Source organism: Allobosea sp. Root670, from assembly GCF_001429415.1.
In the GTDB taxonomy this organism is placed as follows: Bacteria; Pseudomonadota; Alphaproteobacteria; order Rhizobiales; family Beijerinckiaceae; genus Allobosea; species Allobosea robiniae.
Genome location: NZ_LMJU01000005.1, coordinates 74,269 through 89,941 on the forward strand (window position 1 = coordinate 74,269; position 15,673 = coordinate 89,941).

The 15,673-nt window shown below is 65.4% G+C and carries 12 protein-coding genes; 1 reads left to right on the forward strand and 11 read right to left on the reverse strand.

Annotated features, from left to right (window positions below):
- Positions 1 to 9: 9 nt before the first annotated feature.
- The 9 genes from ASE61_RS08475 to ASE61_RS08515 all read right to left on the reverse strand — a co-directional run bounded on the left by ASE61_RS08475 (position 10) and on the right by ASE61_RS08515 (position 11,438).
- Positions 10 to 804 carry an ABC transporter ATP-binding protein gene (locus tag ASE61_RS08475; RefSeq protein ID WP_061966456.1) on the reverse strand — a complete coding sequence of 265 codons (795 nt, stop codon included), beginning with the start codon at positions 802 to 804 and terminating at the stop codon, positions 10 to 12.
- Between the two features lie 8 nt (positions 805 to 812).
- The gene (gene ntrB, locus ASE61_RS08480; protein WP_061966457.1) at positions 813 to 1,721 is read right to left on the reverse strand and encodes a nitrate ABC transporter permease; all 909 of its coding nucleotides are present in this window, start codon (positions 1,719 to 1,721) and stop codon (positions 813 to 815) included.
- A gap of 59 nt (positions 1,722 to 1,780) precedes the next feature.
- A complete protein-coding gene (locus tag ASE61_RS08485; RefSeq protein ID WP_061966458.1) occupies positions 1,781 to 4,468 on the reverse strand; it encodes a nitrate reductase in 2,688 nt (895 codons plus the stop codon).
- The gene (locus tag ASE61_RS08490) at positions 4,468 to 5,679 is read right to left on the reverse strand and encodes an NAD(P)/FAD-dependent oxidoreductase (RefSeq protein ID WP_061966459.1); all 1,212 of its coding nucleotides are present in this window, start codon (positions 5,677 to 5,679) and stop codon (positions 4,468 to 4,470) included. Before ASE61_RS08490 ends, ASE61_RS08485 begins: the two co-directional genes overlap by 1 nt.
- 4 nt (positions 5,680 to 5,683) lie before the next feature.
- The gene (locus ASE61_RS08495) at positions 5,684 to 7,012 is read right to left on the reverse strand and encodes a CmpA/NrtA family ABC transporter substrate-binding protein (RefSeq protein WP_061966460.1); all 1,329 of its coding nucleotides are present in this window, start codon (positions 7,010 to 7,012) and stop codon (positions 5,684 to 5,686) included.
- Positions 7,013 to 7,395: 383 nt separating this feature from the next.
- Positions 7,396 to 7,980: an ANTAR domain-containing response regulator gene (locus ASE61_RS08500; protein ID WP_061966461.1), complete on the reverse strand. Its 585-nt coding sequence runs from the start codon at positions 7,978 to 7,980 to the stop codon at positions 7,396 to 7,398.
- Between the two features lie 186 nt (positions 7,981 to 8,166).
- Entirely contained in the window at positions 8,167 to 8,796 is a 630-nt protein-coding gene (locus tag ASE61_RS08505; protein ID WP_320409861.1) for an Isoquinoline 1-oxidoreductase subunit, read from the reverse strand.
- Positions 8,796 to 10,976, reverse strand: coding sequence for a xanthine dehydrogenase family protein molybdopterin-binding subunit (locus tag ASE61_RS08510; RefSeq protein ID WP_061966462.1), 2,181 nt, complete (start codon positions 10,974 to 10,976; stop codon positions 8,796 to 8,798). Before ASE61_RS08510 ends, ASE61_RS08505 begins: the two co-directional genes overlap by 1 nt.
- A 3-nt stretch (positions 10,977 to 10,979) precedes the next feature.
- Positions 10,980 to 11,438: a (2Fe-2S)-binding protein gene (locus ASE61_RS08515; protein ID WP_061966485.1), complete on the reverse strand. Its 459-nt coding sequence runs from the start codon at positions 11,436 to 11,438 to the stop codon at positions 10,980 to 10,982.
- Positions 11,439 to 11,639: 201 nt separating this feature from the next.
- On the opposite strand from ASE61_RS08515, the gene ASE61_RS08520 reads away from it, so the two are divergent.
- Complete coding sequence (locus ASE61_RS08520) at positions 11,640 to 12,260, forward strand: TetR/AcrR family transcriptional regulator (protein WP_061966463.1); 621 nt, start codon at positions 11,640 to 11,642, stop codon at positions 12,258 to 12,260.
- Between the two features lie 241 nt (positions 12,261 to 12,501).
- Here the strand turns inward: ASE61_RS08520 and ASE61_RS08525 are convergent, their stop codons facing one another.
- Together ASE61_RS08525 and ASE61_RS08530 are read right to left on the reverse strand one after the other, a co-directional pair.
- Complete coding sequence (locus ASE61_RS08525) at positions 12,502 to 13,254, reverse strand: hypothetical protein (RefSeq protein WP_210171883.1); 753 nt, start codon at positions 13,252 to 13,254, stop codon at positions 12,502 to 12,504.
- A gap of 274 nt (positions 13,255 to 13,528) precedes the next feature.
- Positions 13,529 to 15,661: a type I secretion system permease/ATPase gene (locus ASE61_RS08530; protein ID WP_162260083.1), complete on the reverse strand. Its 2,133-nt coding sequence runs from the start codon at positions 15,659 to 15,661 to the stop codon at positions 13,529 to 13,531.
- Between the last annotated feature and the right edge of the window lie 12 nt (positions 15,662 to 15,673).

Below are 15,673 nucleotides of genomic sequence, written 5' to 3' on the forward strand. Positions count from 1 at the left end.
CCGTCGCTGTCACGCTGCCTCGACGAAGCGATGGCGCTCGTAGAGGAATTTCAGCACTGCCTCGCGCGCGGCGATGTAGGTCCGGTCCGAGACCAGCTCGAGCCGCTGGCGCGGGCGGGCGAGACGTACGTCCAGAACCTCGCCGATGCGGGCGGAAGGGCCGTTGGTCATCATCACGATCCGGTCGGAGAGCAGCACGGCCTCGTCGACGTCATGGGTGATCATGATCATGGTGTTGCCGAGCGCGGCATGGATCTGCATCACCGAGTCCTGCAGATGCGCGCGGGTCAGTGCGTCGAGCGCCCCGAAAGGCTCGTCGAGCAGCAGGATCTTGGGCTCCATGGCGAGACCACGCGCGATGCCGACGCGCTGCTTCATGCCGCCGGAAATCTCGCCCGGGCGCTTGTCCCTGGCATGCCCCATCTGGACGAGGTCGAGATTGTGCATGATCCAGTCATGCCGCTCGGCCCTGCTCTTCGAGCCGCCGAAGACCTTGTTCACGGCGAGCGCGACATTGTCGTAGACGGTGAGCCAGGGCAGCAGCGAGTGGTTCTGGAAGACCACGGCGCGGTCCGGCCCCGGCGCGTTGACCTCCTTGCCCTCGAGCAGGATGCCACCGGTCGTCGCAGGCGTGAGACCCGCGACGATGTTGAGCAGGGTCGACTTGCCGCAGCCGGAATGGCCGATGATCGAGACGAACTCGCCCTTGTCGATGACGAGGCTGATGTCCTTGAGCACTTCCGTGGTGGCGGCGCCGCGCTGGAAGCGTTTATCGACATGGTCGATCTTGAGATAGCTCATCACTTCGCTCCTCAGTTGGTCGCGGTGCCGCGGGTGACGACATGGCCGACGAGGGCAACGAGGCGGTCGAGCAGGAAGCCGACCACGCCGATATAGACCAGCGCCACGATGATGTCGGAGAGGCGGGACGAGTTCCACGCGTCCCAGATGAAGAAGCCGATGCCGACACCGCCGGTCAGCATCTCTGCTGCGACGATGGCAAGCCATGACAGGCCGACGCCGATCCTCAAGCCCGTGAAGATGTAGGGCGCGGCCGATGGCACCATGATCTTGAAGAAGAACTCGATCTGGTTCAGCCGCAGCACCTGCGCGACGTTGCGGTAATCCTGCGGGATGTTGCGGATGCCCACCGCCGTGTTGATGATCACCGGCCAGATCGCGGTGATGAAGATCACAAAGATCGCCGAGGGTTGGCTGTCGCGGAAGGCCGCGAGCGAGAGCGGCAGCCAGGCGAGCGGCGGCACGGTGCGCAGCACCTGGAAGACCGGGTCGAGTCCGCGCGTCGCCCAGACCGACTGGCCGACGAGCGCTCCGAGCAGCACGCCGACGACGGCGGCCAGGCTGAAGCCGATGGCGACGCGCTGCAGCGAGACGAGGATGCGCCAGCCCAGCCCGATATCCTGCGAGCCCGCCCAGTAGAACGGTTCGACGATCAGGTCCTTCGCCTCCTCCCAGATCTTGCTCGGCGTCGGAAGTGAGGATTGCGGGCCGGAGGCGGCGAGCTGCCAGAACAGCAGGATCAGCGCGACCGTGATCAATGGCGGCAGCAGGTTGGCAAGCGCGCCTTTCGCAAGGGGAGCCAGCCGGGCCGGGAAGGACTTCGCGGGTCCGGCCGGCAGGGGCAGAACCTCGGAGGGTTTTCCCGGGAGCGTGACGACCGTCGCGCCGGCAGCCGCGCCTTTCAAGACAGGCAGACCCATGTTCCAGTCTCTCCTCTGATCGCGCTCTTGCCTCTGATCGCGCTTTTCCGTCGCATGCGTCATGCGGCCTCGCTTGCGCCGGCCTGCGAGCGGATGCGACGGATTTCGGGAAGGCAGGAGCCGCAATTGGTCCCCGCCTTGAGCTGAAGGCCGATCTCTTCGGCCGTCGCGGCACCGGCTTCGAAGGCGGCGCGGATCGCGTTCAGGCCGACGCCGAAGCAGGCACAGACGGTCGGGCCGGGATCGGTGCCGCCGGGATCGCGTCCGGCAAGCAGCGCAAGCCGGCTCTCCACGGCTGCCGTTGGATCGGCGAAGATGGCCTTGACCGTGTCCCAGAGCGGGGCGCGGCCGGCAGGAGCGAGAAAGAAAGCGGCCAGGAGCCGGCCATCCCGGAGCACGGCACAGCGATAGCTGCCGCCGTCGCGGTCTATCAGCTCGGTCAGTTCGTCCGTGCCGAAACGCTCGCGCATCAGGGTCGCGATTGCATCGATGGACAGGTTGGTGGCGAAAAGCCTGCCCTCGCCGCCCTGCACGGCAAGCCGTGCCCACCAGCTCTCCGCCGGCAGGGCGAAGGGATCGCGCGCCAGGACGAAGCCTTCGAAGCGATAGGCGACAGGCGCAATCGAAACCGGCGTCGCCTTCATTTCGGGCTGGCCCGAGAAGGGGTCGCAAAGCGGCTGCGTCAGGGCGCCGATGCGCGCGTCGGACGCCGTCTCCCCCGACCAGTGGATCGGCGCGAACGCCGCTCCCTCGGCCACGCCGCCATCGGCCACGACCCTCAGGATCGCGGTGCCGTGGATGCTGGCGAGGCGGGCGAAGCCGCCTTCCGCCAACCCTGAGCGCGCGATGTCGGCGGGATTCACGGAGACCGAAGGTTCGGCGATATGGGCGCTGAGCCGTGGACTGAAGCCGGTCCGGGTCATGCTGTGCCAGTGGTCACGGACACGGCCGGTGTTGAGCAGCAGAGGGAAGTCTTCGCTCGTCTGCGCGGCGAGCTTCGGTGCGGCGAGCGGGCGCATCTGCGCGCGTCGTTCGGGGCCGAAAAAGCCACCGTCTCCGAAGAGGCGGTCGGTGCCGCCGGGCTGCCGTGACGGCGCAGGCCATTGCACGGGCCGAAGCCCGTCATAGCCGGCCCGGTCGAGGCCGGCATGGGCGCCGATGTCGAAATCGCGCGCGCCGTCGTTCTCGAAGGCGGAGAGCGCCGCGTGTTCGGCATAGATCTCGTGCGGGCCGGCATAGGCGAAGGCCTCGCCGAAACCGAGACGCTTCGCGACCTCGCCGATGATCCACCAGTCCGGCTTCGCTTCGCCCGGCAGCGGCAGGAAGGCGCGCTGGCGTGAGATCCGCCGCTCGGAATTGGTGACGGTGCCATCCTTCTCGCCCCAGGCCGCCGCCGGCAGGATGTAATGGGGTCTGGCCTCCAGGGTGTCGTTCGAGAGTACGTTCTCTGAGACGATGAAGAGGTCCAGCCCGGCGAGCGCGGCGCTGACCTTGTCGGCATTCGGGAGAGAGACGGCCGGGTTGGTCGCCATCACCCATAGGGCGCGAATGCGACCATCCGCGACCGCGTCCAGCATCTGGACGGCTTTCAGCCCCTCGCGGCGGGCGATGTTGGGCGCCTGCCAGAAGCGGCGGACGCGGTCGATCTCGTCCGGCGCGTAGCCCATATGGGCGGCGAGCATGTTGGCGAGCCCGCCGACCTCGCGCCCGCCCATGGCATTGGGCTGGCCGGTGAGGGAGAAGGGCCCGCAGCCGGGCCGCCCGATCCGGCCGGTGGCCAGGTGGCAGTTCAGGATCGCCGCGACCTTGTCGGTGCCTTGCGCCGACTGGTTGACGCCCTGGCTCCAGGCCGTGACCACATGTGGCGTGCTGGCCCAGAGTTCGTAGAAGGCCGCGATCCGCTCCTCCGGCAGGCCGGTCGAGGCGGAAACCGAGGTGATGTCCGGCGCAATCTCCCGCGCACTGGCGAGCGCTTCGTCGAAACCCGCGACATGGCGCGCGACATAGCTGCGGTCGATGAGGCAGCGATCGGCGAGATGGACGAGCAGCCCGGCGAGGAGCGCCGCGTCGGAGCCCGGCTTCAACGCCAGCACCATGTCGGCATCGTCCGCCGTCGCGGTGATGCGGGGATCGAGGACGACGAGGCGCGCGCCGCGCTCGCGCCGGTTGTCCTGCATCCGCCGGAACAGGATCGGATGGCACCAGGCCGTGTTCGAACCGACGAGGACGATCAGGTCGGCGCTGTCGAAATCCTCATAGGCGCCGGGCACCGTGTCCGAGCCGAAGACCCGGCGCTGCGCCGCGACCGTCGAGGACATGCAAAGCCGCGAATTGGTGTCGACATGGGGCGAGCCGATGAAGCCCTTCATCAGCTTGTTGGCGATGTAGTAATCCTCGGTCAGGAGCTGGCCCGAGAGATAGAAGGCGGCTGCCTCCGGCCCGTCGCGGTCGATGATCGCGCGAAAGCCGTCCGCCACCGCATCGAGTGCCGCATCCCAGCTCACGCGGTCGTAGCCGCCCGCTGCGTTGCGCTTCAGCGGGTGCAGCACGCGGTGGCCCAGCCCCAGCGTCTCGCCGAGCGCGGAGCCCTTGGAACAGAGCCGTCCCCGATTGGTCGGATGCTCTCCATCGCCTGCGATGGCCGCGCCTCCCAGCCCGTCCGGGGTCGCCAGAACGCCGCAGCCGACCCCGCAATAGGGGCAGGTGGTGCGCGTCGCGGCCGGGGCGAGGGGAGCGTCATGGCGCATCAGGCGGCTTCCCTGACGCAATAGCTTTCGCCGAAAGGCAGGTCGGTGCGGATCGCGCTGATGTCCTGTCCCGAGCGGATCAGCCCGAGATAGAACAGCGCGCCCTGCGTATCGCCGACCAGCACGCAGCCGGCGAGCCGGCCGTCGCGCAGCACGAACTTGCGGTAGATGCCGGCGGCGGGATCGCGCAGCACGACCGTCTCGGTGCCCTCGCCGGCATCGAACTCGCCGGCCGAGAAGACACCGACGCCGGAGACCTTGAGATTGGTGGAGAGCAGCGAGCCGGTATAGCGCTCCCTCCGGTCGGCGAGCCGTGCCGCCAGCACCCGCGCCTGCTCATAGGCCGGCTCGACCAGGCCGTAGGTCTGGCCGCGGTGCTCGGCGCATTCGCCGATGGCGAAGATCGCAGGATCGCTGCTGGCAAGCCCGTCATCGACGTCGATGCCGCGATTGACGTCGAGCCCCGCCGCCACTGCGAGCTCGACGCGCGGGCGCACGCCGATGGCGACGACGACGAGATCGGCCGGGATCGCGCTGCCGTCGGGCAACTCCACCGCCTCGACCCGACCCTCGCCGACGAAGCGCTCGGCGGTGCAATTCAGCCGGATGTCGATGCCGCGCGCGGCCATCGCAGCGGCGAGCAGGCTCGCGCCCTCGCGGTCGAGCTGGCGCTCCATCAGCCGGTCGGCCAGATGCAGGAGCGTGACCTTGCCGCCGATCCTGGCGAGTCCGTAAGCCGCCTCCAGACCGAGCAGCCCGCCACCGATCACCACGACATGCGCGCCCGCGGCCACGGCGCGAAACCGTGCGGCATCGGCGACGTCGCGGAACGTGGCGACTCCGGGCAATTCGAAGCCCGGCACTGGCGGCATCAGCGGCCGCGAGCCGGTGGCGAGGACGAGCTTGCCATAGGGCAGGCTGAGCCCGTCGCTCAGCGTCACCGTCTTGGCGGCGCGGTCGATCACGGTGACGGCGCGGCCGTAGAATGTCGAGACGCCTCGTGCCCGCCACCACTCCGCCGGCTTGAGCTCGATCTCGCTGCCGCCGATCTCGCCCGCCAGCAGGGGCGAGAGCAGGACGCGGTTATAGGCGAGGCGCGGCTCGTCCCCGATCACGGCGATGGAATAGCGCCCGAGCGCGCGCTGGCTGAGCTCATCGGCCAGCCGTGTCGCGGCCATGCCATTGCCGACGATGATCAGCGGCTCGGCCATGGCGTCAGGCCACCCGCTTGATCTTCAGTGCCTTGAGATAGTCCAGCGGCGCCGCGGGATCGAACTTCATGCCGTCGAAGAAGGTCTCGACGCCGCGGGAATCGGCGGTCGGGGCATCGGTGACGCCGAGCGTCTTCGCGGCCTCGCGCCAGAGATCGGCGCGATTGGTCTTGTCGACCAGCGCCTTGATGTCGATCGTCGGGTCGAACTTGCCCCAGCGGATGTTCTCGGTGACGAACCAGGTGTCGAGGCTCTTCCAGGGATAGGAGGTCGCGCCGCCTTCGCCCCAGAACTTCATGTAGAGATTGGTGCCCTTCGCCTCGCGGCCATTGCCGTAGTTGATATCGCCGAGCAGGCGCTTGTTGATGTCGCCGGTGGGGACGTTGAACCATTGCCGCTTGCCGACGATCTCGGCGAGTTCCTGGCGGTTCTCCATCTTGTCGGCCCATTGCTGGGCTTCCATCACTGCCATCAGGATGGCCTGCGTCGCCTTTGGGTTGGCGTCGACGAAATCGGCGCGCATGCCGAGAATCTTCTCGGGATGTTTGAACCAGAGCTCGCCGGTGGTCAGCGCGGTGTAGCCGATGTTCTGGTTGACGAGCTGTTCGTTCCACGGCTCGCCGACGCAGAAGCAGTCCATGGTGCCGACCTTCATGTTCGCCACCATCTGCGGCGGCGGCACGACGATGACCTTGATCTCGGTATCGGGGTCGATGCCCCCGGCAGCGAGCCAGTAACGGATCCAGAGATCGTGGGTGCCGCCCGGGAAGGTCATCGCGGCGGTTAGTTCCTTGCCGGCCGCCTTCTTGCGTTCGAAGGCCTGCTTCAGCGGCGAGGCGTCCTTCTGGACGTTCAGGTCCTTGTATTCGTTGGAGACCGAGATCGCCTGCCCGTCCTCGTTGAGGTTGAGCAGCGTGTACATCGGCAGAGGTTGGCCGTTCTGCATGACCTTGCCGGTCGCATAGAGATGCGTCTTCGGGCGCAGGATGTGGCCGCCATCGATGCCGTTCGCCTTGAAGCCGAGCGCCATGTTGTCGCGCGTCGCGCCCCAGGAGGCCTGCTTGGCGATCTCCATGTCGGGCAGGCCGTGCTTGGCAAAGAAGCCTTTCTCCTTCGCGATGATCAGCGGCGCGGCGTCGGTCAGGGCGATGTAGCCGAGCCGCGTGCCCTTGACCTCGGGGCCTGTCGCCTGCGCGAAGGCGCCGGAGGGCAGGGCCGCTTTCGCCGCGGCAAGCAGCGCGGCCGTGCCGGACAGGTGCAGGAAGTCGCGGCGGCTTGCGCTCGTCTGCCGGGCAGCGACCGTCCGGATGTCGGTCGTGTAGCTGTGCGTCATGGATCGCCTCCCGATTGCTGAATGGCTGCCCGCCTGAAGCCACCCCGAACGCGAAAACGCCTGGCAGGCGCATTCGACAGCGACGTTGCTGTGTCTTCCGGATCGGGATGGCGCGGGCAGCTTTGGCCGCGTCGCAACATATTCTACAAGGATCGTGCCAACCGCTTCGCCGGCGGAGCCGGGCTTGAGTTGCGGGAGATTGCGCGTTCGGGACGCCCACGCGCCGGGGCGGGCGCGCATTGTTGCGGTGCACAATTCCGACGCGGTTGCCTAATTCATGGGCAACAATTCGCCAGAGACGAAAATGCCTTCAAATTGAGCGGGAGGAGGGAGCTTCGCGGCGTCGATCGGCGGCGTGGAGCCGACCCGCAGGTGCAGCACCGTCATTTCAACATCTCCGCGGCGGTGATCAGGGAGCGGGCGATGTCGACGAGCTTGCGCTTCTCGTTCATCGCAGTGCGGCGCATCAAGGCATAGGCGTCGTCCTCGGAGAGGCTCTTCAGCCGCATGACGATGCTCTTGGCCCGGTCGACCGTCTTGCGATCCTCGAGCTGCGAGCGGGCTTCGTCGAGCTCCTCGCGCAGCTTTCGGACAGCATTGAAGCGGCTGATGCAGATCTGCAGGATCGGCTGCATCCGCTCCTTCTTCAGCCCGTCGACGATATAGGCGGAAATACCGGCCTCGACCGCCGCTTCGATCGAGGCCGCGTCGGATTGGTCCACGAACAGGGTGATCGGGCGGCGGACATGGCGGCTGACCAGGAGCATGTCGGCCAAGGCGTCGCGGCCGGGGTTCTCGAGGTCGACCACCACGACGTCGGGATCGTGGGCCTCGATGGCAGCAACGAGCCCCGTGGTTGCGGTGAGGTGGACAAGTTGCTGGTAGCCAGCTCCACGCAGGCCTTCCGTCATGATCGCAGCCCTGACCTGGCTCGCGCCGACGATAAGGATACGCAGATTGGGCACCATGCCTTGCCGATGTTCCCGGTTGAATGATCAGGGATCACTCAATCAGGAATCGTGCCATCCCAGTTTGCCTGTCCGCATGACGAAACGGCCGTCGCGTGGACGGTCGCGTTGAAGGGTCGAACGCGCCCCCTGGCCGGGCGACGCCGGCCAGGTTGCGTCTGCAGGGGGCGGGCTGCGTTGTGTCCGCTACGGTGCCGGACAGGCTGCGCCGCTATCGGCCCAGGCCTGCATCAACGCGCCGAATTCGGCCGCCGTGCCGGGAGCGGGCGTGCGACCCTTGCCGGGTTTCCAGCCCCAGAGCACGAGGGTGTCGGTGGTGACGTGCTTGATCAGCGCCGCGGCGTCGCGGCTGCCGTTGCGGTTCTGGTCCTTCAACTGCTCGCAGATCTGGCCGATCGTCTTGCCCTCCCAGGCCATCGAGGCCGGTGCGAGCGCCCAGTGCCCATCGCCCGGAACGCCTGCCGGGTCGAAGTTCTGTTTGCCGTGACAGGTTGCACAAGGCAGGCCGGCCGCGCCGTGGCCGTCCTTGCCACGCACGACGACGGGCTCGTGCAGCTTGCGCAGATCGCCCTGGCGCGGCCGCTCCGTCGCGGGGTGGCAGTTCATGCAGCGCGGATGGGTGAGCACCTTGCCCATCTCGTTGAACAGTGCGACCGAGCGGTCGTGCTGATTGGCGATCGAGGCGAAGCTCGACGCCGGGCGCAAGGCCGCGCCGCCGGATTGGGCCTGCCCGGCATTCTGCGCCAGGGTCAGGGCGCTGCCACCGAGGCAGACCGCGAGCGCCGCGCCTGCGGCGAGAATCAGGTTGCGGCTCATCAGACCGAGCCTCCCTGCATCGGCAGCTGTCGCGGCCGGCCATGGCCGAGCGCGGCGAGCGCATTGGCGACGGCGGGGCCGATCGGCGGCACGCCGGGTTCGCCGATGCCGCTCGGCTTTTCGGTCGAGGCGATGATCGCCACCTCGACCTCCGGCATCTCGTGGATGCGCAACGAGCGGTATTCGTGGAAATTGGTCTGGACCGGCCGGCCGCCGTCGAGCGTGATCTGGCCGTAGAGGGCGTGGCCGAGGCCAAAGCCGATGCCGCCCTCGACCTGCGCCCGGATGATGTCGGGATTGACGGCGACGCCGCAATCGACCGCGCACCAGACCTTGTGTACCTTCGGCTCGCCCTCCGGCCCCATCGAGACTTCCGCGATCTGGGCGACGAAGGAACCGAAGCTTTCGACCACGGCGACACCGCGGGCGCGGCCGTCGACCGGCCCCGGCCCCTTCCAGCCCGCGAGTTCGGCGACGGCCTTGAGCACGCTGGCTGCGCGTGGATGCCTGTCGCCCATCAAGGCAAGCCGGCCCTGGACCGCATCCTGCCCGGCCGCCTGGAGCAATTCGTCGACGAAGCACTCGACGGCATAGCCGGTATGGGTGTGGCCGACCGAACGCCACCACAGGGTCGGCACGCCAACCTTGGGGTTGTGCACGTCGCAGCGGAAATCCGGGACTTCGTAGAAGATCTCGTTGGCGCCCTCGACCGAGGTCGCATCGATGCCGTTCTTCACGACCATCGGCTCCATCGGCGTGCCGAGGAAGAAGGATTGGCCGACGAGCGTGCTCGACCATGCCGCGATCTTGCCGTCCTTCACCGCGCCCCGGAAGCGATGGACGAAGAGCGGGCGGTAATAGCCGCCGGTGAGATCATCCTCGCGGGTCCAGACCACCTTGACCGGGCGGTTCGGGCCGATCGTCTTGGCGACCGTGGCGAGCTCGGCCGCCAGATGCTGGCTGACCTGCGCGCGCCGGCCGAAGCTGCCGCCGGCGAGCATGGTCTCGAGCGTCACCTTCTCGGGCGGCAGGCCGAGGACGCCGGCGATGGTCTGGTGTTCGGTGGTCTGGAACTGGCTGCCGAAGCGGGCGTGAGCCCTCTCGCCGTCCCATTCCAGATAGCCGTCGAGCGGCTCCATCGGCGCATGCGCCAGATAGGGGAAGACGAACTCCGCCTCGATGACGCGCTCGGCTTTGGCGAGTGCCGCCTCGGCATCGCCATGGCTGCCGGCGACGGTGCCAGGCTGGCGGGTGAGCCTGCGATATTCGGCGATGAGCTCGGAGCTGCCGCGCTTTTCCGCCTGGCTGTCGTCCCAGGTCACCTTCAGCGCCTCGCGCCCCTTCAGCGCCGGCCACATGCCGTTGGCATAGACCGCGACGCCGTAGCCGATCGACTTCACATCGACGACGCCCTTGACCTTCAGCGCTTCCGCCGCATCGAAGCTCGCGACCTTGCCGCCGAAGCGCGGCGAGCGGGCGACGACGACCGTCAGCATGCCGGGCGCGTGGATGTCGATGGTGAACTGCGCCTTGCCGCGCGACTTGTCGGCGCTGTCGAGGCGCTTCACCGCGCCTTCCTTGCCGATGAACTTATAGGCCGAGGCCGGCTTCAGGGGCGGGTTCTCGGGGACCGACAGCTTGGCGGCGGCTTCAGCGAACTCGCCGAACGATCCCTTGCGGCCGGAGGCGTGGCTGATCACGCCCTCCTCGACCTTGATCTCGCCGGCCGGGACCTTCCAGCTATCGGCCGCGGCCTGCACCAGCATCATGCGCGCCGCGGCGCCCGCCTTGCGCATCTGCTCCCAGCTATTGGCGATGGCGGTCGAGCCGCCGGTGCCCTGCACGCCGAAGGCGAGATTGGCATAGAGCTTGACGTCGGCAGGCGCATGCTCGGCGCGCATCTGGCTCCAGGCCGCGTCCATCTCCTCGGCCGCGAGCGTGGCGAGCCCGGTGAACGGGCCTTGCCCCATTTCGATATGCTTGATCAGCACGGTCACGGTGGAATCGGGCGCGACGCGGATGAAGGCGTTCGGCGCGAAGGTGGCGTTGCCGCCCGGTCGATAGGCCGCGCCGGCGCCGGACTGGGCCTTGGCGCCGCGCGGCAGATGGAAACCGATGACGAGGGCACCGGCGCCGGCCAGCAGCGAGCGGCGGGAAAGCTTGGGATCATGCGCGGTCATGGCTCAGATCTCCAGCGCACGGGCCGCGTCATGGATCGCGGCGCGGATGCGGACATAAGTGGCGCAGCGGCAGATATTGCCGTTCATCGCGAGGTCGATATCGCGATCCGTCGGCTTCCTGTTTTCCTTGAGCAGGGCGATGGCGCTCATCACCTGGCCGGACTGGCAATAGCCGCATTGCGGCACGTCGCGCGCGGTCCAGGCGGCCTGGACGGCATCCGCCTCCTTGCCGGCGAGGCCCTCGATCGTGGTGATCTCGCTGGTGCCGACAGCAGAGGCCGGCGTCACGCAGGAGCGCAGGGGCTGGCCGTCGACGAAGACGGTGCAGGCGCCGCATTGGGCGACGCCGCAGCCGAACTTGGTGCCGGTCAGGCCGAGATTGTCGCGGATGACCCAGAGCAGGGGCGTGTCGTCGTCGACATCGACGGTATGCGCCGTCCCGTTGACCTTGAGAGAGACCATGGTTGCCTCCGATGCTGGCAAGACGCAGCGCGGCACCATGGTGCGGATCGAGGGCTCGCCCTCGATGGCCCGATCTGACATACCAGATGGCGGGCGATGGATCCGTAGCCCTGGGTCGCGCGACTGGACTATTTAGACGATTTGAGTCTAATGAGGATGGTTGCGCGCAGTTTGGATTTTGTCAAGACTACTGACGCCGCAATGCCGAACAAAAGCGAAAGTTCCAGCCCGCTCCCCGTCGACGATGCCCATGCCCGCGTCGACCAGATCGCCGATGCGGCGCTGCGGCTGTTTGCCCGCTATGGCTACAAGCGCAGCTCGATGGACGATATCGCCAAGGAGGCCGGGCTCGCCAAGGCGACGCTCTACCTGCATTTCAAGGGCAAGGACGACGTCTTCCGGGCCATGCTGGACCTGCTCGGTCGCCGCGTCGAAGCACGTTGCCGTGAGGTGGTCGCAGCGCAGGGGCCGTTTCCGGAGCGGCTTGCTGCACTGCTCCAGGCCCATCACGGGCAGGCCTATGCCAGTTTCGGCACCGGCGAGCATCTCGTCGAGCTGAAGGCGGTGATGAACACCATCGCGACGCGCCAATTGCAGGCTTTCGAACGGATCTTCACGACATTCGCCCGCGACCTGCTCTTGCAGGCCGAACAACGCGGAGAGATTGCCTTGTCGCGTCTCTCGGCCAGCGCCGAGGATTGGGTTGCCAGCCTGCTCTTTGCCGCTGCAGGAGCGAAGCTCGGCACCGCACCGGGCGCCGAGGACTATGCACGCAGGCTCGAGGCGATCGCGTCGGTCTTCGCTGCAGCCCTTGCACCATAGGTGTGAATGGTCACGGGGGGCCTGGTCCGCAGGTCCCGCCGACTTTCACCAGGAACGGTACGGAAATCTGGGCCGCGCCGTGCGGCGAGAACAGGGCGGCCGTCATCGACGTTCAGCGTGCAGCTGAATCCGCCGGCGCGGGGTCGGCGATGACGGGCCGGAAGGGGTGGACCTCCAGCCTAATGGCGCGCCATTCAGGATAAAACCGCTTTGTAATCGGCAGAAAGGCAAGCCTCGCTGTCTAACGCGTTTCCTTCAGTAAGTTCCAGTTTTCAAATGCGCGCGAGATCAACTCATGTCCGGGGCGCGCCAACTCCATCGTTAAGGTATATGAAGTTCCCCCCTGAGGCCTCACGGGCACATCAATCCATTGGCTCCGGAGCAGAGCGGATACAATATTCTTCACAGCCTGCGTATCCGCGGAAGGAACAAACAGGAACTCGCCGTCGGTTGGGTTGCGACCGACCATGTCAAGCGGCTCTCCCGAGCGTTCACCGGTCCGGCGCGTGCGTGGAATTCCGAAGTCAGCCCCGCTTTCGCCGGCAAGTTTGACTGTGATCGCCAAGCCCTTACCGGCCTCCGTGGACGCTAGGGAAAGGCTCAGAGAGACCTCGCTCTCATTGATTGTAAGTATCCCGATCACGCCAGAAGCCCGGTCGTCAATGCCAGATGTGGAGGGAGTGGCCGACCAGGCCACCTTGCCGCCCTTGACGGTGGGCTGACCGAGGTCGTCGGTGTTGTCTTCAATCAACCCGCCGCGAACGGTTCCGCCTAGAACGGGTTGCTTGGTCCTTGCAAAGGCGCGATCTACATTCTTGTCCTGCGTGAGATAAGGTTCGTCTACGTTCAGTGAAAATTTAGTCCCAAAGCGCCCTTGTCCGAAGAGAGTTAAAAGTCCATCGGACCGTGTGCCAGCCGTGAAGAGATTGCCCATTTGCCGGGAATGAAACAATTCTGATCTGAATAAACTCGCGGCATCGCCACATTTCTTCAAGGCCTCCGAGAGGTCCCATTCTATCATATTAAGAACGTGACAGGGGGGAGGAGAGACCGTCGTGCTTTTACCTACGTCAGCTCGACCTTGGGCGAAGGCTGACCCTGCCTGACCAAATGCTATCCACAGTACCGCGAATAACGCAGCACGCCGCCAGCGGCCGGACCAAGCTGACCCAGGTTTGGCCTTGGCGAGTCGTGACATCACATCACCGCCCACATCCCTGCCTCTAGCGGCACGCAATCCGCTGCATGGCACAGTTTCAGGTGAGCGATCAGACTCCACCAGCCTTCTCGTTGAGTAATCGCAAAATCTTCTCCACAGGACCATCCGCAACCACGCGTCCACCGTCAACGACAATCACGCGTGAGACCAAGGCGAGAACCGCGTTGCGATGCGTCGTCACGATCAGTGTTTGATCGGGACGCAATCCTTCTTTGAAACGCGTCACGAACTGTCGCTCTGTAGCGGTATCCATGGAGCTTGTCGGATCATCGAGAAAGATGATCCGACCCGGCGAGAGCAGCGCCCGAGCCAGTCCGAGGATTTGCCTTTGCCCGCTGGAGAGTTGCTGTCCGCGCTCGCCGACTTGCCGTTCGAAACCTGCTGGATGCGCTTGAACGAAATCCGCCAGGCCAGACAGTCTCGCGACCTCCAAAAGCTCCGCGTCGGAGGCATTAGGATTGGACAGGCGTAAATTCTGCCGGACGCTGCCGTTGAAAACGTGCGTATCGTGCGTCACGACGCTGATCGCAGATCGAATTTCCTGCGGGTGGTACTGACGAATGTCGACACCATCGATCAGCAGCTCTCCAGAATCGACTTCGTAGAGACGTCCTAGGAGCCGGCCTACTGTAGTCTTACCCGCGCCAATGCGCCCAAGAATGGCGACCCGTTCGCCAGGGTGAATCTTAATATTGATTCCGTTCAAAACCGGACGAACTTGCCCGGCATACGTAAAATTGGCAGCTCGAAATTCGATATCACCACGCTCGATGACGCGCGACACCAGCATACGTTTGTCGCTACGTTCATCAGGCAGCTTCATAATGGCATCGAGGCTGTGATAGGCACTGACTGCCTGGCGCACGCGTGACAGCATCAGCGCGATCTGAGCGAGGGGCGCAATAGCGCGGCTGCCAAGCATGGCAGAGGCGATGATGCCGCCAGTCGTAATCATCCCAAGATCAAAAAGGTAGGCGCCCACCACGATGGTGACGACCGTCACGATGTTCTGAAGAAGGTAGGACAGGTTCGCGGCGAATGCCGCATAGTTCTTGATCCGGTGCGTCGTGTTCGTTGCAACGGTGGTGATATCGCGCCAGCGCCGCAGGAAAATGCCTTCTGCCCGAACAGCCTTGATAGTCTCCAAGCCGGCGACGATTTCGACCATTAAAGATTGCCGATGCGAGCTTGATTGATCAGCCTTGCCGATTTCCGCCGCGATCAGGCGCTGCACCACGAAGCCGAGCAGGACGAGAGAGGCGATCGCGAAGACGGGAAACAGCGCCAGATATGGGCTGATTGCTAAGATGACGCCTAAAAAAATAAAGGCAAAAACGAAATCGACGAAATAGATGACGGTATTGGACCCAATGAACTCGCGCAGGAATTCATATTCCGAGATTCGTTGGACCGTGATGCCGGTGGTCGGCGTGTTGGCCTGGAGGGTCGTGTTCATGATCCTCTCGATCAGCAGGCTCGAAATGCGGATGTCGAGCTGCCGTGCCATGTGATCGACGAGGAACGCTCGCGCAGAGCGCAGGAGCACGTCGAAGATCAGTGCCGTCGCTGCTCCAATGGCCAGAACCCACAAGGTCGAGATCGCCTTGTTGGGCAAGACGCGATCATAAACGTTCATGGTGAAGAGCGGGCCGACGAGAGCCAGCAAATTCACGAAAGCAGATGCGAAGAAAGCCTCGAAATAGCTGCGCCAATGGGGGCGGATGGCGGCCCAAAGCCAATTCTTGTCGACATCGAGAGTTTCTTCACCGGCGGGGTCGGTCGCCGTCAGGTTCGGCGAAAATCGTAGAATGTCGCCTCCATCGATACCTTTCAGCGCCTCGACGGGGACCTTTGAGGTGATGTGCTGTCTCGGCGCGTAGATCTCGGCATGCCTACGATCCGGGGTCAAAGAGCGCAGGAGAACTGGTGCTCCTTCCTGCACCCAGGCCACAGCCGGAAAATCGGTTTCCACCGGTGCGCCAGCGTCAAACCGCACCCAGTCAGCGCGTAGCCCAACTCTCTCGGCTGCACGGATAAAATGCTCTAGAGAAAGCCCATCCTCGCTGACGGGCAGCCCAGCGGTCAAAATCGAGACTGCAGTTGGGCGCTCGAAAAGCGTCGCCAACTGCACAAGGCAGAGCAGCAGAGGGTCGCTATTTTCACTGAGATCTGAAATCGACAAGGGAGGCGCTTG